General features: G+C 41.1%; 28 protein-coding genes, 1 pseudogene and 1 other annotated feature. Of the genes and pseudogenes, 26 read left to right on the forward strand and 3 right to left on the reverse strand.

What is annotated here, in order from left to right; genetic code table 11:
• Positions 1-12 precede the first annotated feature (12 nt).
• The 14 genes from K8L98_RS07160 (at position 13) to K8L98_RS07215 (ending at position 11526) form a co-directional block, all read left to right on the forward strand.
• Positions 13-363 carry a hydrogenase maturation nickel metallochaperone HypA/HybF gene (locus K8L98_RS07160; protein WP_240549818.1) on the forward strand — a complete coding sequence of 117 codons (351 nt, stop codon included), beginning with the start codon at positions 13-15 and terminating at the stop codon, positions 361-363.
• Positions 353-1015, forward strand: coding sequence for a hydrogenase nickel incorporation protein HypB (gene hypB / locus K8L98_RS07165; protein WP_223440746.1), 663 nt, complete (start codon positions 353-355; stop codon positions 1013-1015). The genes K8L98_RS07160 and hypB overlap by 11 nt, the downstream gene beginning before the upstream one ends.
• The gene (hypF, locus tag K8L98_RS07170) at positions 1000-3303 is read left to right on the forward strand and encodes a carbamoyltransferase HypF (RefSeq protein WP_223440747.1); all 2304 of its coding nucleotides are present in this window, start codon (positions 1000-1002) and stop codon (positions 3301-3303) included. Before hypB ends, hypF begins: the two co-directional genes overlap by 16 nt.
• 6 nt (positions 3304-3309) lie before the next feature.
• Complete coding sequence (locus K8L98_RS07175) at positions 3310-3543, forward strand: HypC/HybG/HupF family hydrogenase formation chaperone (protein WP_223440748.1); 234 nt, start codon at positions 3310-3312, stop codon at positions 3541-3543.
• The gene (gene hypD, locus K8L98_RS07180; protein WP_223440749.1) at positions 3518-4624 is read left to right on the forward strand and encodes a hydrogenase formation protein HypD; all 1107 of its coding nucleotides are present in this window, start codon (positions 3518-3520) and stop codon (positions 4622-4624) included. Before K8L98_RS07175 ends, hypD begins: the two co-directional genes overlap by 26 nt.
• 2 nt (positions 4625-4626) lie before the next feature.
• A complete protein-coding gene (hypE, locus tag K8L98_RS07185) occupies positions 4627-5634 on the forward strand; it encodes a hydrogenase expression/formation protein HypE (RefSeq protein ID WP_223440750.1) in 1008 nt (335 codons plus the stop codon).
• Positions 5635-5691: 57 nt separating this feature from the next.
• Positions 5692-6171, forward strand: coding sequence for a cytochrome b5 domain-containing protein (locus tag K8L98_RS07190; RefSeq protein WP_070875097.1), 480 nt, complete (start codon positions 5692-5694; stop codon positions 6169-6171).
• On the forward strand, positions 6168-7076 hold the full coding sequence (locus K8L98_RS07195; protein ID WP_223440751.1) for a hydrogenase small subunit: 909 nt from the start codon (positions 6168-6170) through the stop codon (positions 7074-7076). Before K8L98_RS07190 ends, K8L98_RS07195 begins: the two co-directional genes overlap by 4 nt.
• The gene (locus K8L98_RS07200) at positions 7069-8475 is read left to right on the forward strand and encodes a nickel-dependent hydrogenase large subunit (RefSeq protein ID WP_223440752.1); all 1407 of its coding nucleotides are present in this window, start codon (positions 7069-7071) and stop codon (positions 8473-8475) included. Before K8L98_RS07195 ends, K8L98_RS07200 begins: the two co-directional genes overlap by 8 nt.
• Positions 8475-8939, forward strand: coding sequence for a hydrogenase maturation protease (locus K8L98_RS07205; protein ID WP_223440754.1), 465 nt, complete (start codon positions 8475-8477; stop codon positions 8937-8939). The genes K8L98_RS07200 and K8L98_RS07205 overlap by 1 nt, the downstream gene beginning before the upstream one ends.
• Before the next feature lie 15 nt (positions 8940-8954).
• Positions 8955-9107, forward strand: a complete 153-nt coding sequence (locus tag K8L98_RS26815; protein ID WP_223440755.1) for a copper homeostasis protein CutC — start codon at positions 8955-8957, stop codon at positions 9105-9107.
• Positions 9056-9391, forward strand: coding sequence for a copper homeostasis protein CutC (locus tag K8L98_RS26820; RefSeq protein ID WP_223443235.1), 336 nt, complete (start codon positions 9056-9058; stop codon positions 9389-9391). The genes K8L98_RS26815 and K8L98_RS26820 overlap by 52 nt, the downstream gene beginning before the upstream one ends.
• 394 nt (positions 9392-9785) lie before the next feature.
• The gene (locus K8L98_RS07210; RefSeq protein WP_240549838.1) at positions 9786-10541 is read left to right on the forward strand and encodes a Sapep family Mn(2+)-dependent dipeptidase; all 756 of its coding nucleotides are present in this window, start codon (positions 9786-9788) and stop codon (positions 10539-10541) included.
• Between the two features lie 487 nt (positions 10542-11028).
• Positions 11029-11526 carry a DinB family protein gene (locus tag K8L98_RS07215; protein WP_223440757.1) on the forward strand — a complete coding sequence of 166 codons (498 nt, stop codon included), beginning with the start codon at positions 11029-11031 and terminating at the stop codon, positions 11524-11526.
• Between the two features lie 1148 nt (positions 11527-12674).
• Here K8L98_RS07215 and K8L98_RS07220 read toward each other — a convergent pair.
• Complete coding sequence (locus K8L98_RS07220; RefSeq protein ID WP_223440758.1) at positions 12675-13670, reverse strand: LacI family DNA-binding transcriptional regulator; 996 nt, start codon at positions 13668-13670, stop codon at positions 12675-12677.
• A 449-nt stretch (positions 13671-14119) separates the two neighbouring features.
• Here K8L98_RS07220 and K8L98_RS07225 point away from each other — a divergent pair, with 449 nt between their 5' ends.
• The 7 genes and pseudogenes from K8L98_RS07225 (at position 14120) to K8L98_RS07250 (ending at position 19698) form a co-directional block, all read left to right on the forward strand.
• Entirely contained in the window at positions 14120-14284 is a 165-nt protein-coding gene (locus tag K8L98_RS07225; RefSeq protein ID WP_223440759.1) for a hypothetical protein, read from the forward strand.
• A gap of 15 nt (positions 14285-14299) precedes the next feature.
• Positions 14300-14500, forward strand: a pseudogene (locus tag K8L98_RS26530) (hypothetical protein); the annotation flags it as partial.
• A gap of 102 nt (positions 14501-14602) precedes the next feature.
• Positions 14603-14848 (forward strand): DUF5110 domain-containing protein, encoded by a 246-nt coding sequence (locus K8L98_RS26535; protein WP_275976757.1) that lies wholly within the window; start codon positions 14603-14605, stop codon positions 14846-14848.
• A gap of 1 nt (position 14849) precedes the next feature.
• Complete coding sequence (uxaC, locus tag K8L98_RS07235) at positions 14850-16256, forward strand: glucuronate isomerase (RefSeq protein ID WP_223440763.1); 1407 nt, start codon at positions 14850-14852, stop codon at positions 16254-16256.
• Between the two features lie 21 nt (positions 16257-16277).
• Complete coding sequence (gene uxuA, locus K8L98_RS07240) at positions 16278-17369, forward strand: mannonate dehydratase (RefSeq protein ID WP_223440766.1); 1092 nt, start codon at positions 16278-16280, stop codon at positions 17367-17369.
• Complete coding sequence (locus K8L98_RS07245; protein ID WP_223440768.1) at positions 17347-18192, forward strand: SDR family oxidoreductase; 846 nt, start codon at positions 17347-17349, stop codon at positions 18190-18192. The genes uxuA and K8L98_RS07245 overlap by 23 nt, the downstream gene beginning before the upstream one ends.
• A gap of 492 nt (positions 18193-18684) precedes the next feature.
• Complete coding sequence (locus tag K8L98_RS07250; RefSeq protein WP_223440770.1) at positions 18685-19698, forward strand: S66 family peptidase; 1014 nt, start codon at positions 18685-18687, stop codon at positions 19696-19698.
• A 75-nt stretch (positions 19699-19773) separates the two neighbouring features.
• Here K8L98_RS07250 and K8L98_RS07255 read toward each other — a convergent pair whose 3' ends face one another.
• Complete coding sequence (locus K8L98_RS07255; protein ID WP_223440773.1) at positions 19774-20529, reverse strand: NUDIX hydrolase; 756 nt, start codon at positions 20527-20529, stop codon at positions 19774-19776.
• A 193-nt stretch (positions 20530-20722) separates the two neighbouring features.
• Here K8L98_RS07255 and K8L98_RS07260 point away from each other — a divergent pair, with 193 nt between their 5' ends.
• From K8L98_RS07260 to K8L98_RS07270, 3 genes are read left to right on the forward strand one after another with little or no spacing between them, the layout of a single operon-like run.
• Positions 20723-21547: a hypothetical protein gene (locus tag K8L98_RS07260; protein WP_223440774.1), complete on the forward strand. Its 825-nt coding sequence runs from the start codon at positions 20723-20725 to the stop codon at positions 21545-21547.
• A gap of 23 nt (positions 21548-21570) precedes the next feature.
• Positions 21571-22656 carry a glycosyltransferase family 4 protein gene (locus K8L98_RS07265; protein ID WP_223440775.1) on the forward strand — a complete coding sequence of 362 codons (1086 nt, stop codon included), beginning with the start codon at positions 21571-21573 and terminating at the stop codon, positions 22654-22656.
• Entirely contained in the window at positions 22653-23417 is a 765-nt protein-coding gene (locus K8L98_RS07270) for a HipA family kinase (protein WP_223440776.1), read from the forward strand. The genes K8L98_RS07265 and K8L98_RS07270 overlap by 4 nt, the downstream gene beginning before the upstream one ends.
• A gap of 38 nt (positions 23418-23455) precedes the next feature.
• Here the strand turns inward: K8L98_RS07270 and K8L98_RS07275 are convergent, their stop codons facing one another.
• The gene (locus tag K8L98_RS07275; protein ID WP_133311741.1) at positions 23456-23638 is read right to left on the reverse strand and encodes a YolD-like family protein; all 183 of its coding nucleotides are present in this window, start codon (positions 23636-23638) and stop codon (positions 23456-23458) included.
• A gap of 277 nt (positions 23639-23915) precedes the next feature.
• Here K8L98_RS07275 and K8L98_RS07280 point away from each other — a divergent pair, with 277 nt between their 5' ends.
• Positions 23916-24734: a uroporphyrinogen-III synthase gene (locus tag K8L98_RS07280; protein WP_223440777.1), complete on the forward strand. Its 819-nt coding sequence runs from the start codon at positions 23916-23918 to the stop codon at positions 24732-24734.
• 154 nt (positions 24735-24888) lie between these two features.
• Positions 24889-25110 (forward strand) — a binding site (T-box leader).
• Between the two features lie 216 nt (positions 25111-25326).
• Entirely contained in the window at positions 25327-26418 is a 1092-nt protein-coding gene (gene proB / locus K8L98_RS07285; RefSeq protein WP_223440778.1) for a glutamate 5-kinase, read from the forward strand.
• The last annotated feature ends 10 nt before the right edge of the window (positions 26419-26428 follow it).

Below are 26428 nucleotides of genomic sequence, written 5' to 3' on the forward strand. Positions count from 1 at the left end.
GAGATGTCGCTCATGTCAGAAATTCTAAAGATTGTTTCCCAAGATGCTGTTTTACATGGGTTCTGCAAAGTGACGCAAATAGAAGTCATAGTCGGAGATTTATCGAATGTGCTTCCAGACGCTCTTGAGCTTGCGTTTTTTCATCTGAGGAAAGATACTGTCAGCTTTCCTATTAATGAAAAGACCGAATTACATATTATACGGGAACCTGCGCTGTCAAAATGTCAGAACTGTCATCTTGAGTTTGAACCAGACTATCAATTAGCACGATGCCCAAGGTGCGGCATTCCAGATTGTCTGCTCATTTCTGGGGAAGCGTTCAGGGTTGATTCTTATGAAGGGAGTGAGGAGAATGAAAATTAAGATTGAAGAAGATGTGTTGAAAGATCATCATAAAGCAGCTGAATTTAATAGGGTACTCTTTGAAACAAGCAAAACGCTTGTAATAAACATAATGAGCTCCCCTGGTGCCGGTAAAACGACTTTACTAGAAGAAACGGTTAAAGCATTAAAAGATGACTATTCTATTGCAGTGATTGAAGGCGATTTAGCCACAGACCGGGATGCAGAGCGCTTGCGGTTACTTGGAATCAAAACGGTTCAAATCAATACTGTGGGCGGGTGTCATCTTGATGCAAGAATGATTGCTAAAAAACTCCCGCAATTTGAGCGGCTCGATCAGTTTGACCTTCTGTTTATTGAAAATATCGGCAACCTCGTTTGCCCATCAGGCTATGATTTAGGACAGCATTATAAGGTAGTTGTCCTGAGTGTGCCAGAAGGCAATGATAAAATCCCAAAGTATCCAGTGATGTTCAGGAGGACAGATCTCACTATCATTAATAAAGTGGACCTCTTGCCATATGTATCTTTCAATCTTGAAGAAGCAAGACGCGATTTAGAAGCAATCAATCCCCAGGCGCAGTTTAAAGCGGTTTCCGCAAAGTCTGGAGAAGGTATGGTTGACTGGATAAATTGGATAAAGGACGCTCATTTCCAATGCATCAAACAATAAAGATCATTGTTAAGGGGAGGGTACAAGGGGTCGGCTTCCGCCCCTTCATCTATTCACTATCTAAAAAGTACCAGCTTACAGGAACCGTCCAAAACAACGTTGATCATGTCATCATTATTTTTCAAGGAGAAGAAATTTCATTAATAAAAGCGGTAGACGATTTAAAAATGTCTCCGCCTCCCATATCAAGAGTGAAAGAGATCTCGATTCATCAAGTTCCCCATTCTGACTATAAAAAATTTACGATAGCTGCAAGTCAAATAAACAGCCATTCTTCTCTTCCATGGATAGCAGCGGATGCGGGTATTTGCAGACAGTGTTTAGAAGAAATGAAAGAGCCGTCTAATCGCCGGTTTCAGTATCCATTTATAAATTGTACTCAATGTGGGCCACGATATACGATTATTAAGGACTTGCCCTATGATCGTCCCCAAACTACGATGAGAACATTTAAAATGTGCGAGGAATGCCGGAAAGAATACGAAAATCCGTTAAATCGGCGTCATCATGCACAGCCGATTTGCTGTTCAGAGTGTGGACCTGCGCTTATTTTGCAAAATCAGCAGACGGATACTCTGGCTGAAAACCAACTCGCAGTCAGTCAAACAATCGATCTTTTAAAAGGCGGATCGATCATTGGTATAAAAGGAATCGGCGGCTACCATTTAGCATGTGATGCTTATCAGGAGGGGGCCATTAATCAAATTAGGCTTAGGAAAAAACGGCCGCAGCGTCCGCTTGCCATCATGGTAAAGTCTATCGAGGCAGCAAGAGAGCTGTGTCATATCTCAAGCCGAGAAGCAGAATTGCTTACAGATACCGCAATGCCAATTGTTGTTCTGCGGAAGAAGAAAACGTGCTTATTACCCGAAAATCTTTCACCTGGTTTATCTACTTTAGGAATCATGCTGCCTTACACACCAATACATCATCTGCTGTTTGAAAAAAACAGGCTGGAATGTCTTGTCATGACAAGTGCTAATCCATCAGGCCTTCCCATCATATACAGAGGCAGTTCTATAAATTGTTTACAAGAACTTTGTGATTATGTTTTAACCCATAATAGAGAAATCTATCTTCCAATCGATGATTCTGTTGTTCAAAGTGATGGTGAAAAGCCGATGTATTTACGGCGTGCCAGAGGGTTTGTTCCTGATCCCATTAAAACGAATTCGAAAGTTGATGGAATCATTGCCCTCGGCGGAAATCAAAAAAATACGTTTGCTCTCGGAAAGCAAGATCATATTTTATTGAGCCCCCATATAGGCGATTTAGATAATGAAGAAATGATTCACTTCTTTGAAACACAGCTTGATCATTTTAAAGATTGGCTTGGCATGAATGAGACATATATAGCTGTTGATAAACACCCTCATTATGCAGCTCATCGAATGGCTGACAAACTAAAAGGCCAATTTGTACCTGTCCAGCATCATCATGCCCATCATGTGTCCTGTATGGAAGATAACGGACTTGTGGAGCCATGCTTTGGCCTGATTTTGGACGGAACAGGTTACGGAGAAGATGGTCATATTTGGGGTTTCGAGTGCTTGTATGGAAATGCTGATTCATTCGAACGTCTGGCTCATTTGCACTATACCCCGTTGCCTGGAGGAGAAAAAGCTGTTAAAGATCCATGGAGAAATGCTGCAGGAATGTTGCTTTATTACTGGCCGGAAGAAGGCAAAGAATTAGCAGTGAATCTATTCCCGGGTAAGTCACACGAAATTGCCATCATCGAACAGATGATTAAAAAACAAATCAATACTCCAATGGCAGGAACGTGCGGCCGAATTTTTGATGCAGTGAGTGCCATCCTTGGCATCTGTCTAACATCCACATATGAAGGTGAAGCAGCCATTAAATTATCGGATTATATGAATGAACCTCAAATAGAAAAGAAGGACGAATCGTATCCTTTTCATCTTAAGACAAACAAGGACATCCTGCTTCAGCTTGATTTATCTCCCATGATTAAAAAAATCATTAAAGACCGGCAAAATGCTGTCCCGCTTGAAAAAATCATCCAAATCTTTCATCAAACGATTGTTAAAAGCTGTGTCCAAATGGTTCTCACACTTGCAAAAAAGAGACCGGAATTAAATAGAAGTGTGGTTCTCTCGGGAGGTTCATTTCAAAATAGGTTTCTAGTTAAAGAGATAGCCAGTGGTCTTCAAAAGGAAAGCTTTCATGTTTATTCCCATCGTAAAATTCCATGCCACGATGGCGGTTTAGCTTTAGGACAATTGATAATCGCTTCAGCGGCTGAAAGAAATCAAAGGCGGTGAATTCATATGTGCATAGGAGTACCTGCAAAAGTCATCCAAATAATAGATGAGTCAGCACTGGTAGATGTTATGGGGTCTAGAATGCATGTCGGAATCTTATTTGTTCCAGAGGTCAAGGAAGATGATTATGTTCTGCTGCATGCAGGGCAGGCAATGACAATTGTTGATGAGGAATATGCCAAAGAAAGTATTGAGGAATGGAGGAATGTATTAGATGGAAACCATGGACATCTTTTCTGATCCAATCTTGACTCGTCATTCGCTTGAAGCTGTTAAAGAGTTAGCAGGGAAGTTTAAAGAAGAAACAGGAAGAATGCCGGTCTTTATGGAAGTATGCGGATCACATACGATGGCATTCGCCAAGACAGGCATCAAAACCGGATTAAAAGACTGTGTAAAGCTGATTGCCGGCCCAGGCTGTCCGGTATGTGTGACGGATCAAAAATCGATCGATGCCATGATTCAGCTATCTGAAGGAAATGGGAGAATTCTATGTACCTTTGGTGATATGATGCGCGTGCCGGGGTCTAAATTCACCCTGATGAAAGCCAAAACAGAAGGCAAGGATATCAGGGTTGTATACTCTCCGCTTGATAGTGTGAAAATTGCGGAAGAAAATCCCGATAAAGAAGTCATCTTTTTAGGAATAGGTTTTGAAACGACGATTCCGATTCTCGCTCTGGCCATTCGCGAGGCAGAGCTGAAAAAGCTGAAGAATTACTCCATGTGGATGACAACTAAGCTAGTAGAACCTGTATTGAGAGCGCTCCTTGATTCTGGTGATGTGAAATTGGACGGGTTTCTTTTGCCTGGGCATGTTTCCGTCGTTTTAGGAAAGCAGAACTACAGTTATTTATCCGAAGAGTATAATATTTCAGGCGTGATTACTGGATTTGAACCTGTTCAATTACTCAGCGGCATCTATAAATTGCTGCAGCTTTTGCTGGAGAAAAAGACTGATATCCTGAATGATTACACCTATTTGGTAAAAGATCATGGCAATCCTGCAGCTCAGCGTTTAATGGAGAAGTATTTTGAACCCTTTGATGAAATATGGCGGGGGATGAGCGCGATACCAAAAAGCGGATTAGTGCTTAAAGAAAAATATGCCCAATTTGATGCGAAAAAGAAATTTACGGTTTCAACAGGGGAACCAAGAAAAACAAAATGCCGCTGCGGTGAAATCATTCGGGGATTAATCACACCGGAAGAGTGCGTGCTTTTTGGGAAAAGCTGCTCCCCATCCAATCCAATTGGACCTTGCATGGTATCTGCAGAAGGAACCTGCGCTGCTCATTACCAATACATGAGGGAGGAATAGACATGGTTCAGCGAATCAGTTTGGCTCACGGAGAAGGCGGGGAACTGACTCATCACCTCATACAAGATGTATTTATTCAATCATTCGGCCATTCAGAGCAAACACAGCTTGATTCTGCTGTTCTTGCCTTTCCCTCGCAAACAATCGCAGTCACAACGGATAGCTTCGTAGTAAATCCCCTATTTTTTCCCGGAGGAAACATAGGGAGGTTAGCCGTAACAGGAACAGTGAACGACTTAGCTGTTTCAGGGGCAATACCTCTTTTTATGACAGCGGGTTTTATTATTGAAGAAGGCTTTCCTCTCAATGACTTAAAAGAGATTGTAAAGAGTATGGCAGCAGAAGCTCTAAAAGCCGGAGTGAAAATTGTTGCAGGCGATACAAAAGTAGTTGAAAAGGGAAGTGCAGATGGTTTATTCATAAATACAGCTGGAATCGGGGAGATACGGGATCATCGGCTAAAATCTAAAGAAATCCGTGAGGGAGATTGTGTGATCATCAATGGAACCATTGGGGATCACGGGATCGCTATACTCAGTGCACGCCAAGAACTTGGGTTGTTGACAGACGTGAAAAGTGATTGTACCTCGTTAAACCAGCTTATTCATGAACTCATGAAGGAAATCGACGGCATTCGGATCATGCGGGATCCTACCCGCGGCGGATTGGCGACAACTCTAGTAGAACTGTGTGAAGACTTTCACTTTACTGTTGAGTTAGATGAAATCGCAGTTCCGATTCGTAAAGATGTTAGAGGTGCATGTGATATTTTGGGCTTTGATCCTCTTTATCTGGCAAATGAGGGAAAAGTCGTGATAATAGTTGATGAAAATCAGAAGCAAAAAGTACTGAGAATTTTAAAGAACCATGAATATGGTCAAAATGCATGTGTGATTGGCCAGGTCACATCCTGTCAGAATCAAGGCGGTAAACTACTCCTGAAAACCCCTATAGGCACAACAAGACGCCTGCATCGGCTCGCGGGCATGATTTTACCTAGAATATGTTAGGGAAGCTGAATCATATGCATTAGAGAGGATGAAAATGTGCCTTAAGGAGAGAACATCATGCAAAACACCGAACTGCTCAGAATGCAGCTGAATGACCTTATTGCTCAGGCGCGTTATGACATCTATACCATGTCGAACTTGCGGAATCCAACAGCGAATCAGCAACATCTTCAGCGATTATGGAATACACTTTCAATGATTTCCTTCCACAGTAACCAGATGGCAAATCAATGTATGACGAATAATCGCTTTCTAATGTCAAATCAGGCACCTTACCCTAATCCATCCATCTCAAAATCACGGCAGCGTACTTTTACAATTGAAGAATTAGCAGTCAATGACGGGAAAAACGGCAAGCCTGCCTATGTCGCCGTTAATGGCACCGTTTATGATGTCACGAACAACAGAGCATGGGCAGCTGCCACTCACTTTGCTTTAACTGCAGGTAAAGAATATTCAGCAGAATTTGCCTCTTGTCATGCCGGGCAAGAAGCAATATTAAGCACGCTTCCAGCCGTGGGGAGGTTATCATCATGAAACAGCACATATTGCCGCCGGAGCCATTAACGAACGAAGCCATAGCCGCAAGATTAACCAATACAGCAATGAATAGCATCAATAAGGGGTTAATCAAGAAGAAAAATCTAGTTTATTTAGAGCTGAATGGGTGTTCGGGGAATATTATTTCGCTGCTGAACGGACAAAATCCAGATTTTGAGTATACCTTAAATTCAATGGTTAACCTTCGCTATAGTAATAGTTTAATGGCATCAGAAGGAGAGCGGGCTATTGAGAAAATGATGAAGGCTCTGGATGAGGGAGACTATATCCTTGCCGTTGAAGGCGCTGTCGCTTTAAAAAACAAGGGCTTATACAATATCATCGGAAGCTGGCAGGGAAAACCGCTCACAGGTCTTCAGGCAGCAACAATGCTTGGAGCGAAGGCATCACATATTTTAGCAGTCGGCGCATGCGCCACACACGGCGGAGTCTCTTCTGCTAAACCAAATCCATCTGAATCTGTCGGTCTTCAAACCGTCCTTCCTGATGAAAAAATGATCAAACTGCCGGGTTGCCCCGTTCATCCAGACTGGTTTTTGGGGACATTAGCTCATCTCCTTTTATACGGCGAACCTGATACAGATAAGCTAGGTCGTCCGCTGATGTTTTACAGCACGCTTATCCATGACCGCTGCCCAAGACGGCCATTTTTTGACCGCGGTATTTTCGCAGAAAAATTAGGGGATAAAACATGTCTTTTTAAGCTCGGATGCAGAGGACCTGTAACAAGGGTAGATTGTCCAACGAGACAATGGAACGGACACGTGAACTGGCCGATCGGAGATAACACGCCATGCATAGGCTGTGCACAGTTTGGGTTTCCGGATGCAATGGCTCCATTCATAAGCTTTGACACGACAAGGGTGGTGGATGATGAGTAAAAGAATTGTTATTAATCCTTTGACGCGAATAAGCGGTTTTATGGAAATTGATGTTCTCGTGGAAAATAATAAAGTGGCAGATGCCAAAACAAAAGGGAATTTATTTCGGGGATTTGAGCAAATGTTAGTAGGGAGAAATCCGTTTGATGCGGTTTATTTCACACAGCGAATATGCGGAATTTGCTCAGCAGCACATTCGATGGCCTCATCATTGGCATTAGAAGATGCACTAAACATAGAACCGATGGAACAAGGAAGGTATCTTAGAGATATCATTCATTGCTGTGAGTTTCTGCAGAATCACATTCGCCATTTTTATCAATATACGGTTCCGGATTATGTGAAAATTGAACAAAATTCTCTTTTTCTATCAGACCATGGCGATTTTAGACTGCCCAAAGCAATAAATGACAGGATTTCAAACCATTACTTCGATTCACTCGCGATAAGCCGGTCAGCACATCAAATGCTGGCGGTATTAGGGGGGAAGGCTCCTCATAATCATGGCGTATTTATTGGAGGTATTACGGCGCAGGCAACAGCAGAAAAAGTCGTTCATATTGATTCCATTCTTGAGGAGATCATCTTATTTATAGATGAAAAAATGATACCTGATGTATATGAGATTGCCAGGTATTATCCGGAGTACTTCCGATTAGGCGGAGGATACGGCAATCTTTTGACCTATGGTGCCTTTAATGATTATAAAGAGCTGGGAACGTTATATGTCAATCCTCTGGTATCTGTTCTCGGCACTGTAGAAGCTTTTAATGAGAACAAAATCACGGAAAAAATTGATTACTCCTATTACACAGCAAAAGAAAGCACATACGGGCCTGATGCAGAGGTGCCTGAGCCTGACATGGATAAAGAGAAAGCATACTCCTGGGTAAAAGCGCCAAGGTACAATAATCTTCCCTTTGAAGTTGGCCCGCTGGCGAGATTAATCTTAAGCGGTTCATACAGCAATGGAATTTCAGCCATGGATCGGACAATTGCCAGAGCACTTGAAGCGAAAAAAATAACAGAAATTATGAAAATATTATTAAAAGAGCTTATCCCGGATGTAGATGTTCAAAAAAAATATGAGCTTCCGCAAACTGCATCAGGAAGAGGGCTTGTCGATACAACAAGAGGCGCTTTAGGGCATTGGCTTAAAATAGATGATAAAAAATTATCATACTATCAAATTATCACCCCATCAACATGGGATTTTTCCACCAGAGATGAAAAGGGATACAGAGGCGTTGCAGAAGAAGCGTTAATCGGCACACCAATTGAGAATCTTGATAATCCAGCTGAGATTGGAAGAATCCTTCGTTCCTTTGATCCATGTATGTCTTGTGCGACACATGTATACATTCCTGGAAAACAAGTTAAAACCATTAAGGTGTTTTAATGGAAAAAATCATCGTATTGGGGATTGGAAATCAATTAATGATGGACGATGGAGCTGGAATCTATCTTACAGAAGAGCTGGCGAAGCTTGATCATTATCCAAGCATCGATTATAGAATAGGTGAATCAGATATTGATTATTGTATCGAAGTGATTGACGGAGCATCGTTTGTGATAATTCTCGATGCTGTATCCTCCGGCAAACAAGCCGGACAATTATCAATCTATCCTCTGGCAGCATTACATGAACACCGGACACTTGATATCTCTCCGCACAACCTTCATTTATTTGAAGTGCTGTATCAGCAAAGAAAAACGATAAAGGGATTTCTAATAGGTGTGGAACCTTATCAAATTGATTTTCATATAGGTCTGAGCGACATGCTTACAGAAAAATGGGATGAGATTTTAGAGGAGACAAGGAAGGCGATCCGGGAATTAATAAAGGAAAAAGAGGAAGTGTAAAACGTCACTGGATTAATGGAAGGCGGGCTTACGCCTAGCTATGGATTAATTATAAGTGTCTGCAGCGGATTAACGATTCCGGTGAATGTGATGATTCGCGCATCAAAGGGGTTGATATTACCTTTCACCGCGCGTTTGACGAGGTCGATTATCAGGTCACTGCTTTAGGTATTCTTCAAAAGTACCCTGCCATATCTAGAGTACTCACATCTGGCAGCAAAGATAAAGCTACAGAAGCAATAGAAGAGCTGAGTCAGCTAGCAGATCTATCAGCCGGAACGGGTCTTTCAATTATGGCAGGATCAGGGTTAACCCCTCAAAACTTACCTGCATTCTTAGAAAAAGTGAACGTGAGAGAAGTTCACTTTGGTTCGGGAATCCGTTATGAATCGAATTATAGTAATCCTATCGATCTCATTCAAATAAAAGCGATCAGGAAAATCGTAGAATAGAACTGCAATTAAAAAAAGCTCCAAGCATTAATGCCTGGAGCTTTTTTGTTCGTTTATAATATCTTTTTCATTGGGATAATGGTTTTGGCTTGCTTTGGCTGTTTTTTGATGGGTCTATTTGTAAAGTTTGTAGCGAGAATTAGTAATTCTTGAAAAAATCTATTTTACTTAATTTCAATTGCCGAAGCCTTGTTGTTCCAATCCGAAGCCATATTAGCTGTTTTGCCATACCAATCGGAATGTCTAAAAAGCATTCCTCTGCCGTAGCCTTGAGATGAAGTATGCTCCCACAGAGTCGTTGAATAACTTGAAGAAGGTGAAGCTGTGCTTAAGGAGTGAAGAAGAAAAACATGGAACTATTTTAGTTAACTTTTCTTCGGGTGACAGGGGAAACATGGTACCTGGGAAAGCCGCTGCTGTAATTAAAACGAAACAACCTGAGGAACTTGTGAATCGTTTTAAAACATATTGTACGGAACAGGAGCTGCATGGAGAGGTCAGCAAGTCTGATGAAACGATTACTTTAACCCTTTACGGTAAAACCGTGCATGGAATGGAACCGCAAAATGGATTGAATGCTGGACTGGAGTGCCTGCATTTCTTAAACTCATTAAGCTTTGCGGGTAGTGACCAATCATTTATCACATTTGCCGAAAACAGCCTATATAGTGATCCTTTTGGGGAAAAGTTGGGAATCCAATACAGTGAAGATGTGCTCGGACCTTTAACGGTTAATGCCGGCATTTTTAATTATAATCATACAGCTGGTGGCTCAATTCAGTTGAACATTCGATTCCCATTAAATAAAGATTACCAACATACCATTGAAATGATCACGAAAAAAGCTGAGACCTGCCATTTTACAATCGCTGATGCGCAACAATTCTCTCCACATTATATCCCTGCCGATCATCCAATGATTAAAACACTACAATCGGCTTATCAATCGATTACAGGGGATGAACCCACACTTTTAACATCGGGCGGGGGAACATATGCAGCGTTAATGAAAAATGCAGTGGCTTACGGTGCGCTTTTCCCTGGTAAGGTAGACAGCTCTCACCAAAATGATGAATTTATAGAAATCGATGATTTAATCAAAGCGACAGCTATCTATGCCAAAGCATTATATGAATTAAGCCACTTATAAAATCAAAGGCCAGGTTTGTAGTTTAGTCAACAGGTCAACCAGAAAAATAAAAAGTACCCTATAGAGTAGACACTTAAAAAGGTCTGCCCTATAGGGTACTTTATTTGTCATGATGAAGGAATAAAAACTGGATGAGCCGAATAAGTCATAGTAATCATGGTTTTGTTGTATTCTCAGAATAAAAGAATGGAGTATTTCATTGAGAATATTTTTTCGTTATATGGCCGACAGTCGAAAATGAAAGTTATTTTATGCGTATGAATGGCTTTTTTGAAATTGATTGAGGATTATTGTTATCGTCACCCGGAAATTTCGGATTACCCTGCCATGTTGGAGAGGATTAGAAGCTGTAGAGAAAGGTATGTCCAATATGGAAGGGACCACTTGGTTTTTACCTTTTTAGGACCGATTAATTTATAATATAGTCAGATTTTTTCGTGTCTTTTAACTTTGAAAGATTACACTAAACAGTGAGGAGATTGGTTGTATGCAAGTTGTAACCAAAATGTTTTTAGAACAACTCGACATGCATTGTCATGAGAATGATTGGTTTGCATCCATGGATCAGGCGCTTCATGGAGTCATCGCAGCTGAGGCTGCATGGACAAGTTCGGGAATCAGCAATTCGATTTGGCAGATTGTCAACCATTTGATATTTTGGAATGAAGACGTAATCCATCGAATTAAGGGCACGGAGAATCCGCATAAGGCAGAAGACAATGAAGAAACCTTTGGAAATCCGGGGGATCCAGAAGACGAAATTGTGTGGGCTCAGACAGTGCAGCGCCTTAATGAAGTCATGAATGAATTAAAAACGGTCATTGCGGACCTTGACGATGAAAAGTTAAAAGCCCCGTATGCAGCTAACAGGTACTCTATTGAGCGTTTACTCAGCAATATCATGATGCACGATACGTATCATCTCGGTCAAATTGTTCTGTTGCGAAAGTTGCAATCCTCTTGGGGTGGCGTTGATTGGTCCTAAAGCACCATAATTCAGCGACATTCCTCGCCCAGCCGTAGAAGCAATATTGACGGTGTGAAGCCCTTTTCATTCTCTCTGGTGAAGCGGTTGATTTTATGGCTAAACGGGTGTGTTAGTCAAATAAATTAGAACGTATTGCAGAGCGATCTTTCGCATATTTCATTGTTCAACAGTCGGGCGCTTTTCTTAAATAAGAAGGCGTCTTTTGCATGTACAACACATTTAGGAAATGAGTTTAATGAGGTGTAAAAAAAGATTGTGAAGTCCTGTACTTAAAGTAAAGGGGCTTTAGTTTAACAAGCAAAAGGCAATAATCTCATCTTGATATTCCACAATCGGGCGCAATACACAAATAGTGAATCGTGTCCTTTATTCAACAATGGGGGCGATTGCAGCAGAGAGTGATTGCAGCAGAGAGTGATTGCTCTTTTCCTTATTGAAGATTTGTCCAGTTTAATGGAATAAAGACAAGAATAATTTCTTTAATTCAAATAGTTGGCGTTTTAGGTTTTGTTTTTGGTATTTTGCAATTTGAAATGGGGTACTGGTGTATTCTTTATTTCGCTTAATAAAGAAAAAGTTAAAAGCTTTGGAATGTTAACAGGGCTGATATCTATTTTCTATTCGTTTTACTATTTATTTGTTCAAACCAATCTTATTTTAAAAGAGTTTTTTTATTCAATTAAAGGGGGCTTATCCGGAATAAGATAAGTCCTCTTTTTATGCAGTTTTTTGTTGTTAATACGACCTCAATTTGAAATAATTGGTATTAAGATATTGGGCTGGATTCCTATAGCAAAAAATAGAGTTGGTGGGTGTGAATGTGAACAAGTTTATTGATGATTTGTCTGGTGCAATCTATGATTTCATTAAGTTTATTTTCAAAAGTATATGTTACCTTTTAGCTGGAATGTTAATTGTCGGAGTACCGCTTTATGCAATCGCATTTGCTTTTAGGTTATTCCATTAAAGGGGGCTTTAATGGAATAACCTATTAACTCAGATCAATAAAGAACTGAGTTTTATTATGCAAAAAAGCACCGCTAAAAGCGGTGCGAATTAGCGTGCTAATTCTAATGCTATTCACGGTGCTAAATACCGTGTATTTTTAGGTTTTCCTTCCAAAAACGGAACCCCTTAATATTTGATCAGAGGTGTTTTTGCAGAGATTTTGCTGATTTTCTAAGTGCCAGCTTTGGCTCCATCAGCTGAGTAAGATTGATAGAATCTGGGTGTTCAATTAGAGAAAGTAATGATGTGACCATTTTCTCAGCTAATTGTTCGATCGGGACACCAACACTTGTAAGCTCTGTTTCAAGGCTTGCCATCTGCGGAATATTATCATAGGAGATAACAGAAAGGTCTTCAGGAATTCTGATTTTCAGTTCTTTGGCAGCACGCAGAACCCCGATGCTGATATCATAGCTTCCGCTGATCAGGGCTGTTGGCTTGCTTGTTTTAAGCAATTCTTTTGCTGCAAGATACCCATCATACCAGCTCAGTCCTTTAGTATTGCCGATGCTATTTTCATGAACAGTCAGACCGGCATTTTCCATAGCTTCATAGAACCCATTCAGCTTCTCAGTTTGCCGCTTATCTCCGGGAGTGGCATCCCCAATATAGGAAAGACTCGTATGTCCCAATTCTATCAAGTGGCTGACTGCCAGGTGAATGGCTTTTTTATGATTTACGTCAATGATCGGGTAAACATGATCCCCTGATACACCGTATGAAAGGATCGGGATAGAAGAGAAGACATCTGAATGGAGCATGGTTTCTCTGCCTTCTTCAAAAATCATGACACCGTCCACTTGGAATCCTATGAACATCCCAATGGCCTTGTCTGCTTCATCCACTGAGAGAATCATAAAATAATTTTCAGCTGTTACAAGTTCATTTATCTTTGAAACAAGGGCTGTTAGGGCAATCCGGTCAATTGCAGGCCACACAAGCCCAATCGTTCTGCTTTTTTTAGAGACAAGGTTTTTAGCGGCAAAGTTAGGCGTATATCCGAGCATATTTGCTGTTTCAAGGACTTTTTTCTTCGTTTCAGGCTTAACAAGCGGGCTGTTATTAAGCGCCTTTGAGACAGTTGAATAACTGACTCCAGACTCCCTTGCGATATCTTTAATCGTCACACTCATTTTAAATCCTCCAAAAGGAATTGTTGAAAATTTTCGGAATACATATTATACTGAAAAATAACAACGTTGTTACTTGTAGTATAGTATAAAAAGCTGAAGAATAACATGCTTTTTGATGAAAAATAACAACGTTGTTATTTTGCGAATAAAAATAACAACGTTGTTAATTAAGACTCTTCTCGTAAACTTTGTTGCTTTAAATGTAGATATTTAAAACCATGAGTGGATTGTAGCGGAAGGAACTTGCTCCTGTGGGAAAATAGAGGGAAATGGGAGACCCCACAGGCAAAGCCGAGGAGGCTCCCAGCCGGAGCGCGGAAAGCAAGTTCCTGGAGCGGAAAGGGAACGGACAACATTGTATCATCAAAAACAACATTCTAAGCGAAACAGCCTTAATTAAAAATGTAACCGTTAACAAAGGGGCAGTATAATTTCAGGAGGGATGGCATTTGAAAAAATGGATGGCATTTATGATGATCTGCCTGCTTGCAGCTGGCGTATTGTCTGCATGCAGCACACAGGCATCAAGTCATGGATCGATCACGATGAGGCTCGCACATAACCAAAGCGAAACGCACCCTGTGCATAAATCGCTGACTGAGTTTGCGAGATAGCATGATGACACGACATTTGAAGAAAACGATGATTTTATGCTCGGAGATAACCTGTTAGTCGCATCTGTTGTAGAAAAAGGGAAAAAACAGCGGGACGTCTATTTGCCGCAGCACGACGGAGGCTGGTATGACTTCCATGAAGGAACATGGTTTGAAGGCGGACAGACGGTTACCATTCCCGCACCTCTTCATTATGTTCCCCTGCTTGTAAAAGGAGGAAGCATCCTTCCTGTTAATCTGGCGGACGTTTCATTTGCTGATAAACATAAAGATGAAAGAGGGTTTCTGTTATTCCCTGAAAAGGGCAGCAGTGAATCCGTGTACAGATTATATGAAGATGACGGCGTGACAGCACAATACAAAGAAGACTTCGCTTATGTGGCTGTCAAAATGAATACAACAGAAACAGAGATTCATATAAACGCTGAAATAGAGGGGAATTTCACTCTTCCATATGACACAGCAGCATTTATTTTGCCGCAGGGTGAAAAAAGAAAGCTGATTATAGACAGTGCAGAGTATAAAAGCGGAGATCAAATCTATTTGAAACAGGAGGAAATCTGAAGTGAAAAAATTTATGGATGACGATTTTCTATTAGATTACGAAAGCTCTAGGATTCTCTACCATGAATATGCAAAAGAAATGCCGATCTATGATTACCACTGTCATTTGAGTCCTGAAGAAATTGCGGAAAACAAGCAATTCCGAAACTTGACAGAAATCTGGCTGAACGGCGATCACTACAAATGGAGAGCCATGCGTGCAAACGGCATCAGCGAAGATCTGATTACAGGCAATGCAAGCGATAAGGAAAAGTTTGATGCATGGGCAAAAACAATGCCATCCTGTATAGGCAATCCCCTTTATCATTGGACTCACTTGGAGCTGAAGCGGTATTTCAACATCGATTTGCCGCTGAGTGAAAAAACAGGAGACGAAATCTGGGAGAGCTGCAATCATCTGCTTCAGCAGAAGGATTTTTCTGCTCAGTCCATCATTAAAAAATCAAACGTTCATGTGATTTGCACAACAGATGATCCGGCAGATTCACTAGCCTATCATAAGGAAATTCGGGCAAATGAAAGGATAGAGACAGCTGTTCTGCCAGCTTTTCGTCCTGATAAAGGCATAGAAATTACGCAGCAAGGTTTTCTTCGTTACATAGAGAAGCTGTCTAAAGCAGCAAATATCGAAATCAAAGGCTACCAAGATTTATTAAAGGCTTTTGAAAATAGGGTCGATTATTTCGACGAAGCAGGGTGCAGAGTGTCAGACCATGGTTTTGACCATCTTTTCTATGAAGAAGCAGCACTGGAAGAAGTTTCAGCGATATTTGATAAGGCCATTCAAGGTCAATCCATCACCTTATCTGAAGAAAATAAATATAAGACATATACACTTCTTCATCTCGGAAAATTGTATCATTCTCATGGCTGGGCAATGCAGCTTCACATTGGGGCGATCCGCAATAACAATTCAAAAATGTTTGAGAAAATAGGTCCTGATGCTGGGTTTGATTCCATGAACGATTTTGAACTGGCAAAGCCGCTGAATCAGTTTCTGAGTCGTCTTGACAGAGAGAATGAGCTGCCAAAGACCATTCTCTATAATTTGAATCCTGCTCATAATCCGATCATCGCTTCAGCCGTCGGCAATTTTCAAAATGAAGAAGCAAGAGGGAAGCTTCAATTTGGCACAGGCTGGTGGTTTAACGATCAAAAAGACGGGATGATCCGCCAGATGACAGACCTTGCAAGTATAGGACTGATCAGCAATTTTGTAGGCATGGTGACGGATTCCCGCAGTTTCCTGTCTTATACAAGACATGAATACTTCCGCAGAATTCTATGTAACTTAATCGGCGGCTGGGTTCACAAAGGCGAAGCACCAGATGATTATGAACTGCTCGGTCAAATGGTGCAGGATATTTGCTATAACAATGCGAAAACATATTTTGAGATTACCAGATAATCAGATGGAGGGAAAACGCTTATGCAAATGACATTTCGCTGGTATGGGGACAATGATCCTGTTACCTTACAAAAGATCCGCCAGATTCCGGGCATGACTGGAATTGTATCCGCTATTTACGATATCCCTGTCGGGGATGCCTGGCCTTACGACAAAATTATTGAGCTCAAAAAGAAGGTTGAAGAGAGCGGCTTAAGCCTAAGTGTAATAGAGAGCGTTCCTGTTCATGAGGATATAAAGCTCGGCCTTCCTTCCAGAGATCGATATATAGAAAACTACAAAACTACGATTCGAAATTTATCCAGGGCTGGAATTAAAATTGTATGTTATAACTTTATGCCTGTCTTTGACTGGACTCGTTCATCACTTGACTATGAATTAGAAGATGGCTCAACTGCTCTTATTTATGAAGAAGAAAAAGTAAAGCAAATGAATCCGATAAACGGAGACTTAAAGCTGCCGGGATGGGACACAAGCTATGAACCGGAGCAATTAAAAAACCTGCTGAACCAATATCAGAATGTATCGGAAGAGAAATTGTGGGCGAATCTCTCGTATTTTATTAAAGAAATCATTCCGGTTGCTGAGGAAGAAGAAGTCAAAATGGCCATTCATCCGGATGATCCGCCATGGTCAATCTTCGGACTGCCGAGAATTATTAACAGTAAAGAGAACTTAGACAGATTCGTCAATCTTTATGAAAGTCCATATAACGGACTTTGTTTATGCAGCGGTTCTCTCGGTGCAAATCCAGATCATGATTTCCCTGAATTTGTCCGTTATTTTGGCAGCAAAGGGAAGATCAATTTCATTCACTTAAGAAACATTAAATGGACAGGTGAAAAATCCTTTCAGGAATCTGCCCATCTTTCAACGGACGGTTCATTGGATATGTATGAAATTGTCCGTGCCTTAAGAGAAGTTGATTTTTCAGGACCGGCAAGACCGGATCATGGCAGAATGATCTGGGGAGAAACAGGAAAACCGGGTTATGGTTTGTATGACCGCGCACTTGGTGCTGCCTATCTAAATGGTTTGTGGGAAGCTGCAACAAAAGAAAAAAACAGACAAGGCGAAACGGGGAAGAAATATGAAGATTCCTTTTCAAATTGATTTAGAGGGAAAAGTGGCTGTCATTACTGGTGGAAGCGGTGTTCTGTGCAGCCAATTTGCCAAAGCTCTAGCAGCATGCGGAGCAAAAACGGCAGTCATAAGCAGACGCCAGGAATCTGTGGAACGCGTTGCCGAAGAAATTCGTGCAGATGGCGGGACGGCTATAGCACTATCTGCTGATGTGCTTGATAAAACAAGTCTTGAGCGGGCAAAAGCAGAAGTGAATGAAAAGCTTGGCCCCTGCAGCATTCTAATAAATGGTGCAGGGGGAAATCACCCTAAAGGGAATACGGATAAAGAATACTATTTCCATGAGGATTTGAAAAACTCAGAAATCAATACGTTTTTTGATTTGGATTCAGAAGGGGTCCGTTCAGTCTTTGATTTGAACTTTCTCGGAACCCTGCAGGCCACTCAAGTATTTGGCAGAGATATGGGGGAAGGTGATGTGATCATTAATGTCTCATCAATGAATGCCTATACCCCACTGACAAAAATTCCAGCTTACAGCGGGGCAAAAGCGGCAGTCAGCAACTTTACTCAATGGCTGGCTGTGCATATGTCAAAGGCAGGCATACGCGTTAATGCCATTGCACCGGGCTTCTTTTTAACGGAGCAAAATCGAAATTTATTAACGAATACAGACGGCAGCTACACAGATCGGGCTAAAAAGATTCTTAACCAGACACCGCTCGAGAGATTTGGAGATCCTGAGGATTTGAATGGAACGCTGCTTTGGCTTGTCAGCAATGAAGCATCCCGATTTGTGACTGGAACGGTGATTCCGGTCGATGGCGGATTTTCAGCTTATTCAGGAGTTTGATGACAGCTGACTTTTCGTTTGGTGGATAAATTTGAGTGAAAACGAACCTTCCTTGAGAGGGTTCGTTTTTATTTTGAAGGAAAGTCATTCTAAAGAATAGAACTACCTCAGGGAACACGGTTTAGATGACTGTTTTTCCTTATTTATTGCGGTAAAGGTGAAGGAAAATAGCATAATACGAGATAATCCAGAGACTTTGAAACTTTATTCCGAGACTTTTAAAGATAATTCCAAGACTTTTCAAATTAATTCCGGGACTTTTCAAATTAATTCCGTACAAATGTGAACTCGAACGAAGTCGTTTAGCGAGCGAGCACACCAAGAAAGTAAATGCCTCATTATAGAAAGTAATTCAGTTAAACCGGACAGTAAATGGATAGTTTCGGACAGTATAACTATAAAAATGGAAAGAATTTTTAAAATAATCATAATAAACATTGTTGGATCGTAATTTCTTAGTTAAAATCAGCTAAAACGGTCAGGAGGAAATCAATGATTACCTATCCTATCTTAAAAAATGAAGCAACAATCGGAGTAACGGCACCCTCATCAGGGGTTCCGTCAGAATTGCACGATATTCTTACCCAAGCCTGCACCCGCATGGAATCTAGGGGGTACAAAGTGATCTGCGGAAAAACACCGTGGACGCAGGAAAAAGCAAAATCAGCTCATTTTAGAACTCGGGCAGAAGAATTTAACCGTATGATGCAGGACGAAGAAATTGATCTGATTATCCCTCCCTGGGGCGGCGAGCTTTTGATTGAGATTCTTGAACTTATAAACTATGACTCAATCAAGCAGAAATGGGTGCTGGGCTATTCCGATATCAGTCCGCTTCTGCTTGCCATCACGCTAAAGACCGGAATGGCCACTGCTCATGGAACCAATCTTGTGGATTTAAGAGGCGAGAAATCCGATCCTGCAACAGCAATGTGGGAGAACGTTCTTAAGACAAAAAGCGGGGAATCGATTCTTCAATTCTCTTCCTGCCATTACCAGAATGAGTGGCAGCACAACAATCCGACTCCGCACATTTTTCATTTAACTCAACCAACAGAATGGAAGACCTTGTCCAATCGGTCAGAAAAAGCAGAAGGCCGATTGCTCGGAGGATGTATTGATTTGATTAGCCATTTAGCCGGAACGCCATTTGGCGATATCAAAACGTTCAGCGAACAGTACATTCCAAACGAACCCATTCTCTGGTATTTTGAAAACTGTGAGCAGACAGCAACCGATTTGCGCAGATCCCTTGTTCAGCTGAGGCTGGCAGGATGGTTTGAAAACTGTTCGGGAATTTTGTTCGGAAGAAGTGCCGCAAATCATCCTGTCGATGATTATACAGTGTTGGATGTATACAATGATCTTGCTGAGGAACTGGACGTTCCAATCATATATGACATCGATTGCGGCCATCAGCCTCCGCAAATCACGTTAATTAATGGAGCTTACGCTGAAGTTAATGTGGATAATGGAAGGGGTTCAATCCTTCAAAGGTTTCAGTAATCGTCTAAAAGTGAAAAGAAGAGCTGCAATCATGCAGTTCTTCTTTTTAAGTATTTGCCAAGCAGGATAACGACTTCAGGAATCTCCCATTCGATTCAAAAGTTCATAGGGACGCACCTTGAATGCTTCATAGGGGATGTATCTCCCAGACATCGCATCCTTTACCCTAGGCTGATATTTTGCACGAGTAACAAAGTTTTCTATATTAGAAGAGTCCAGCTTATGAAACCCTGCTTCTTTTGTTTCATCAGAAGGCATTACTTTACCGCCTTTGTACGAGCCAATAAAAACAATTGTAATGGTAGTTCCATTTGAATAAACACCGGAAACACCATGGAGTTTAACCTCAATACCTGTTTCTTCAAGGATCTCTCTGCACAGAGCTGTATCTAGTGTTTCCCCTTCATCAACTGCTCCGCCCGGAAGTTCCCATGTATCCGTTCTCCAAAAAGTATTTACGAGCAGAACTTCACCTTCTTTATTCGTAATATAGCCGGATACAGTAACGGTGTGTCTGGGAAAATGATAGTTTCCCGCAGGGTTAAGAAAATCTTGTTCACTTGATGTGAAAAGTGTACCAAATGTCTTTAATTTTTCTGCCGCCAGCTTATGCATCTTATCTTTTTTTACACGTTCTTCAATTTTTATATATTCTTCATAACTATCATACTCCCATATAGCGACAATTTCGTCTTTCGTTTCATTTATCCAGCGGCCGGTCAATCTCGCTCCATTTTTGAGTTGATTCGGCAAAAGGAAATCATGGAAAAATTGATTAAATAATTTCGCTTTTTCAGGCAGAATTTTATAGGTCTTTCTTCTGTAGATCAATTTTAATCACTCCCGTCACATCCAGGCTATATTTCGATAACTGTTTTGGAAAATCCTTTAAATCATGCAGGGTAAGCTAGTAAATAATCATTTCAAACTGTACTTCTATCCATGTCAAAATGGGGTGAAATATCATTTACTATATAAGAATTGTGTTGTAATTTGACAAAAATCAGCAGAGGAAGTGAAGAAAGTGGCTTCTATTAAATGCAATGAAATAAAAAAGAAAGCAAAGAAAATTAGTGTAATAAAGTATGAGGATATGGATGTAGAAGTTGAAAATAAATCGGGTCTGGAAATGATCGGAAAAGGGAGACAGGGAGCTGTTTTCAAAATCAATAATCAGTTCTGCATGAAAATTTATGGTGAAATAGAGGATTGTGAACGTGAATATTATGCTCTTTCATTAGGAAAGAACACTCAGCTATTTCCAAAAGTTCATTGCAAAGGGAGAAACTATGTTGTCATGGATATGGTATATGGTGTAGATCTGCGTGAATATCTTCAGGTGAATCCTTTAACGAAGGAGCTCTCTTATAAGCTGATTGAAATGCTTATGGTTTTTAAAGAAATTGGATATGAGCGGATTGATCATCATAAGAGGCAAATCTACCTTCAGCATGATGGATCGCTAAAAGTAATTGATGTAGGAAGAACTGTGTGGAGGAATCGGACATACCCCTATCCCCGAAAACTTTTAATGAGCCTTGGAGAGGATTATAAAGCTGTGTTTCTCTCACATGTAAAGGAAGCAGCACCAGAACTTTATAACGAGTGGCAGCACTATATGCAGATGGAGGAAGTATCCAGGCAGCTTTACGATAAAATTTCTTCCGAAAAGAACACAGACTCAAAATCTCTGCGTAAAAAAACAAAAAAATTGCTTACGACAAACGACACCGAAAAACATTACGCACAGCTTGAAAATCTTGTCCGTAAAGTAGTAAAAGAAGAGAAAAATAGAGAATTAGAAAAGCAAAATGAAATGAAGACTCTTAAAGAAAAAGGCAAAAAATAAAATCAGAGAGAGGAGAGAACCTGATGAAGATCTTAGTTATTTGGCGTCTGCTGACGGTCGGCGGTGTAAATGCAGGCTGGAGAAATCGGGCGATCTACTTTAAAAAATATGGGATAACCACTGATTTTCTTTATAGTAAGGACTTGGGCGGAATGCACATGATACAAGATATAGCAACGGTGTATTTAACTAATGACAAAAAGAAAATAAAAAGGATTTTAACCGAAAATCATTACGATGTCATTATTGTTGTTGATACAAGTAAAGCATACCAGTGGCTTGAAGACGCAAATTACAGCGGTCCAATCGTAGTGGAAGCACGAACACCGGAAATTGTAAAATTGCACCGTAATCTAAAAGGCGTTGAAAAAATTAAACCTTATACCTTTGTTGTCCCATCTGAATATCAAAAGCGGGTTTTATCCATTCTGATCAATCAGGAAATCCCAATTGAAGTGATTCACAATGGAATCGATCCTTCTCTTTTTCGCCCAATTGAAATAACAAGTAAAAGTGATCCATTACTTCCCCCGGACAAAAAAATAGTTGCCTATATTGGAAGATTGGATGTAAGAAAAAATTGGAGGCTCATGCTTAAAATTGCCAAAGTAGTCAGCAAAGAAAGGGAGGATATTCAATTTTGGGTTATCGGCGGGGCAAAGAGTGTGGAACGTGATTTGTTCGAAGCTGAATGGAAAAGGCTGGATCTTACAGACATTGTAAAATGGTATCCTGTCATTCCTTATCATGAAATGCCTGAAATCTATTCAAAGATTAGGCAATCTGGCGGCTGCACTCTTGCGACTACTCTTGCAGAGTCATTTGGAAACACATTTATCGAAGCAATGGCTTGTGGAGTTCCAGTAGTGGCTCCTAACGTTTCTTCCATACCTGAAATCGTCGAACATGGGAAGACAGGCTACTTATTTCGCGAAAATCATGTCAGAGGTGCAGTAGAGCAAATCTATAAAATAGTCGATCACCCTGAAAACTATCAAACGCTTTCAACTCTTTCCACTGAACGTGTTGAAAACATGTTTCAGCTTTCACACTGTGCTGAAAGATATATTGAGATTCTAAAGGAAGTAACGAGAGCTGATGACAAATGACTGCTCCCATTTATAAAAATCTTTTTGAGAGCAAGACGAATAATGCCCATCTCATAACTTTTGAGGATAAGCGAGATTATGTTGTTAAATTTTATAAGCCTTCCGAAAATAAAGCGCTTATTAATGAATGGTTTGGTTACTGCATTGCCCGTTTTATGGGATTGCCGGTGCCTTATTCAGCAATAACCGACCTATCAGAATCTTTTTTTGAGACGATCCCCCAGAATGAAGATCTTCAGTATACCTCCAAACAATTTGCAAGTGAGTATATCCCAGATAGTGTGAATGGACATCAGGCAGAAGTGAAATCTATAGTAAATACCTCAGAACTTGCAAAGATTATTGTTTTTGATTATTGGCTCTGCAATACAGACCGGACGAAGAAAAATATTATTCTGCAAGAAAAATCTCCTGGAAATTATATACTGAATGTTATTGACCACGCAGAAATTTTTGGATCTTATTCTTGGGCAGCAGAAGACCTGCAACAGCTTCCGCATACATTATTGAAGAGTGCAACCCACCAAATGATGGCTTCATTCATTAAGGAAGAAGAAGTCTTTTGGAAAGAAATTGAGAGGGTGCAGACAATTCCGACACAGCTGCTGGAAGAAATCTTTGCGTTCATTCCCCCAGACTGGAACCTTTCTTCTGATGATCAGCTGGAAATCATAAATGTATTGAATACCAGACGGCATAAAATCTTACCTGAGGTGATGCGGAAATTTATCAAGACCATTTACCGGCCGCTTCATCCATAAAGAAAAAAGCACTTGAAATGGTTCAAGTGCTTTTTTCTTTAATAAATTTCTTTAATTCCTGCAAGCCTGATAGAGAAAATATTCTTGTTTTCGTCCTCTAAAGACAGTGTCTGATCACTAAGGTCCAGGTTGTGAACGCGGCCTTTTAATGTCTGAATCGCACCGTCGATGTAATAGTTAACCGTTACTAATTTATTTCGCCTCAAAGCTTTTAAGATCATGGTGAATTCTCCTTCCGCAAGTTGTTATATTTAAGGTTAATTAGTCTATAAAATTGACTTTCTGTGATTATATTCCTATTATACTACAAGTTTTTGAAAGCGATTACATAAAGTTTGAACACTTTGTGAAAAAAAACACATTGGCTGTCCTGAGAAACGATTGAAACAACCAGTACATAATGATACCTTTAGATATAAGAAAAATCGGATATGCCAATTGCTTGGTCCATTCGAAAAGGCTTTTCTTTAATATAATCATAGGAAGTGGGGATATAAAATGGGAAAAGGCTTAGAAGGAAAGAGGATTGTCATTGCAGGCTCCCGTAAAACAGATGAAATCAGCGCATTAATTGAAAAACAGGGAGGGATTCCTTTCGTCCGTTCCCTGCAGGGGACTGTTTTTTTGGCTGAGGAGCAAGTTGAGCCGGCACTGCGGAAATTTATTCATGACGGTGCGGATTGGGTCATCTTTACAACGGGTATAGGAACGGAAACGCTTTTAAATCTTGCCCGGAAACTAGGGGAAGAGGAAGGTTATTTAAATAGAATTCATCAGGCGCAAATCGCATCGAGAGGGTATAAAACATTTGCTGCTCTGAAAAAGCTTGGTTTACTACCTGCGGCAAAAGATGATGACGGGACGACGAGAGGGCTTGTGCGTGCTCTGGAAAATGAGGATTTGAACGGTAAGAAGATCATGGTTCAGCTTCATGGGGAAACGGCTCCGGCTTTGATCCGATTTCTTGAAGAAAAAGGCGCCACTGTTCTGCAGGTTTTGCCTTATCAGCATATTGCTCCAGATGAAGCGGCAGTCAGCCTCCTTTGTGAGGAAATGCTGAGCCATAAAGTAGATGCTGTTTGTTTTACAACCGCAGTGCAGGTGCGCGAGTTATTTGCTTATGTGAAAAAAAAGAAGTGTCTGCCGCAAATCCTTCACGCATTTGAGACTCATGTTTTGCCGGCAGCTGTTGGGAAAATAACGGCAGAGGCATTGATGGAAGAAGGCGTCAAAAATCCGCTTGCACCTGAGCTTGAAAGAATGGGTGCCATGATCATTGAGCTTGCAAGGTTTTATGACGAAGCAAAAATAAAATAAAGGATGATGCATCATGCCAAAATGGCTGAACAACACGCTGTATGTCCTGGTTTTAATTGTAAGCATCGGATGTGTTTCACACGGTTTTGAGTGGAAAAAATAAGATGGGAAGTTCTTGACATAAAGACGTTTACTCCGCATAATATATAAAAATCAATGAACGTTGAAGAGGGACTAGTATGCGGGTCTTTATGTGACAGAGAGCGGGGTTTATCAGCTGGAAGACCCTGCCGCAGCAAAGCCGCAGAACCTGCCCTCAGAGTCCTATGTCAAAAACATAGGCGCCATAAACCTGGCGTTATCAGGCAAAGCGGGATGCTGTGTGCATCCAACTAAGGTGGTACCACGGAAAAGCCAAGCCCTTTTCGTCCTTTCTATAAGGATGAGAAGGGCTTTTTTTTATGAGGTACTGGATATAAAATTATTTGCCCGGACGGCCCATCATACGGTTCGGCTAAATGTTTCCCAATTTCCGTTAATAAATCTTCAAAATCGGCTTGAAAAAATGTAGTTTTCGCTATTAAATTTCTGGTTTTCGCTAAAAAGAAATTGCAGGCCGTCCATATTGTATCAAAATAGGAGGTTCCATCCCATGAAAAAACGAATTGTCGTCAAAATTGGCAGCAGCTCCTTAACGAACCGCAAAGGAGAAATCGATCAGGAGAAGTTTACGGATCACATTGCTGCAATCGCCGCCCTTAGACAAGCTGGTCACGAGGTTTTGCTCGTCTCATCAGGAGCAGTAGCTGCAGGCTTCAGAAAATTGGGCTATCCAGCGAGACCTCTCACCCTGAAAGGAAAGCAGGCAGCAGCAGCGGTTGGACAAAGTCTCCTGATTCAATCGTATATGGAGCAGCTTGGCAGTTTTGGCATCATTCCTGCTCAAATTTTGCTCACCCGCAATGATTTTTCGAAAAAGGAACGCTATAAAAATGCCTATGCCACAATCCGTGAGCTCCTTGACCGGGGCATCCTGCCAATCATCAATGAAAACGATACGGTTTCAGTAGAAGAGTTAACCTTTGGCGACAATGACATGCTTTCGGCTCTCGTCAGCGGACTCGTACAAGCAGATCAGCTGATTATTTTGACCGACATCAACGGATTGTATGATTCTAATCCGCGTGAAAATCCAGCTGCCAAAAAGTTCGATCAGCTTTTCGAAATCACAGATCAAATGATGCAGGGAGCTGAAGGGGCAGGTTCACTTGTTGGAACAGGCGGCATGAAGTCCAAGCTCATCGCAGCAAAAACGGCTTTATCTCTAGGCGTGAAAATTTTTATCGGCGCCGGAGCGGGGTCAGGGAAATTAATCGAAATCCTTGACGGAAAAGGCGATGGAACGTACATAGGCGGAGACAGCCGTTTCTACGTCAACAGCAGCAAGCAATGGATCGCCCTGCATTCACTCGTCAGAGGAAAAATCTATGTAGATCAAGGCGCTGAGCTTGCATTGACTGCAAACGGAAGAAGTCTTTTGCCGGCGGGCATTTATGACATTACCGGCACGTTTGAAGCAGGGGACGTCGTAGAAGTTTTCGGGACAAACGGTCTGCTCGGGAAAGGAGAAGTACTCTATTCATCAGAAAGTCTGAAACAAGTAATGGGGAAACGAAGCCACGAATTGACAGATGAAATTATCTCTATCGAAGTGATTCACCGCGACCGCTGGGTCAAAGCCTGAAACGGAGGGG

The sequence above is a fragment of the Metabacillus dongyingensis genome (genome assembly GCF_019933155.2).
GTDB classification, from domain to species: domain Bacteria; phylum Bacillota; class Bacilli; order Bacillales; family Bacillaceae; genus Bacillus_P; species Bacillus_P dongyingensis.

Coding starts and splice junctions, on each gene's coding strand:
- K8L98_RS07160 (WP_240549818.1), top strand. CDS start 13: ATGTCAGAAATTCTAAAGATTGTTTCCCAAGATGCTGTTTTACATGGG.
- hypB (WP_223440746.1), top strand. CDS start 353: ATGAAAATTAAGATTGAAGAAGATGTGTTGAAAGATCATCATAAAGCA.
- hypF (WP_223440747.1), top strand. CDS start 1,000: ATGCATCAAACAATAAAGATCATTGTTAAGGGGAGGGTACAAGGGGTC.
- K8L98_RS07175 (WP_223440748.1), top strand. CDS start 3,310: ATGTGCATAGGAGTACCTGCAAAAGTCATCCAAATAATAGATGAGTCA.
- hypD (WP_223440749.1), top strand. CDS start 3,518: ATGGAAACCATGGACATCTTTTCTGATCCAATCTTGACTCGTCATTCG.
- hypE (WP_223440750.1), top strand. CDS start 4,627: ATGGTTCAGCGAATCAGTTTGGCTCACGGAGAAGGCGGGGAACTGACT.
- K8L98_RS07190 (WP_070875097.1), top strand. CDS start 5,692: ATGCAAAACACCGAACTGCTCAGAATGCAGCTGAATGACCTTATTGCT.
- K8L98_RS07195 (WP_223440751.1), top strand. CDS start 6,168: ATGAAACAGCACATATTGCCGCCGGAGCCATTAACGAACGAAGCCATA.
- K8L98_RS07200 (WP_223440752.1), top strand. CDS start 7,069: ATGAGTAAAAGAATTGTTATTAATCCTTTGACGCGAATAAGCGGTTTT.
- K8L98_RS07205 (WP_223440754.1), top strand. CDS start 8,475: ATGGAAAAAATCATCGTATTGGGGATTGGAAATCAATTAATGATGGAC.
- K8L98_RS26815 (WP_223440755.1), top strand. CDS start 8,955: ATGGAAGGCGGGCTTACGCCTAGCTATGGATTAATTATAAGTGTCTGC.
- K8L98_RS07210 (WP_240549838.1), top strand. CDS start 9,786: ATGGTACCTGGGAAAGCCGCTGCTGTAATTAAAACGAAACAACCTGAG.
- K8L98_RS07215 (WP_223440757.1), top strand. CDS start 11,029: ATGCAAGTTGTAACCAAAATGTTTTTAGAACAACTCGACATGCATTGT.
- K8L98_RS07220 (WP_223440758.1), bottom strand. CDS start 13,670: ATGAGTGTGACGATTAAAGATATCGCAAGGGAGTCTGGAGTCAGTTAT.
- uxuA (WP_223440766.1), top strand. CDS start 16,278: ATGCAAATGACATTTCGCTGGTATGGGGACAATGATCCTGTTACCTTA.
- K8L98_RS07245 (WP_223440768.1), top strand. CDS start 17,347: ATGAAGATTCCTTTTCAAATTGATTTAGAGGGAAAAGTGGCTGTCATT.
- K8L98_RS07250 (WP_223440770.1), top strand. CDS start 18,685: ATGATTACCTATCCTATCTTAAAAAATGAAGCAACAATCGGAGTAACG.
- K8L98_RS07265 (WP_223440775.1), top strand. CDS start 21,571: ATGAAGATCTTAGTTATTTGGCGTCTGCTGACGGTCGGCGGTGTAAAT.
- K8L98_RS07270 (WP_223440776.1), top strand. CDS start 22,653: ATGACTGCTCCCATTTATAAAAATCTTTTTGAGAGCAAGACGAATAAT.
- K8L98_RS07275 (WP_133311741.1), bottom strand. CDS start 23,638: ATGATCTTAAAAGCTTTGAGGCGAAATAAATTAGTAACGGTTAACTAT.
- K8L98_RS07280 (WP_223440777.1), top strand. CDS start 23,916: ATGGGAAAAGGCTTAGAAGGAAAGAGGATTGTCATTGCAGGCTCCCGT.
- proB (WP_223440778.1), top strand. CDS start 25,327: ATGAAAAAACGAATTGTCGTCAAAATTGGCAGCAGCTCCTTAACGAAC.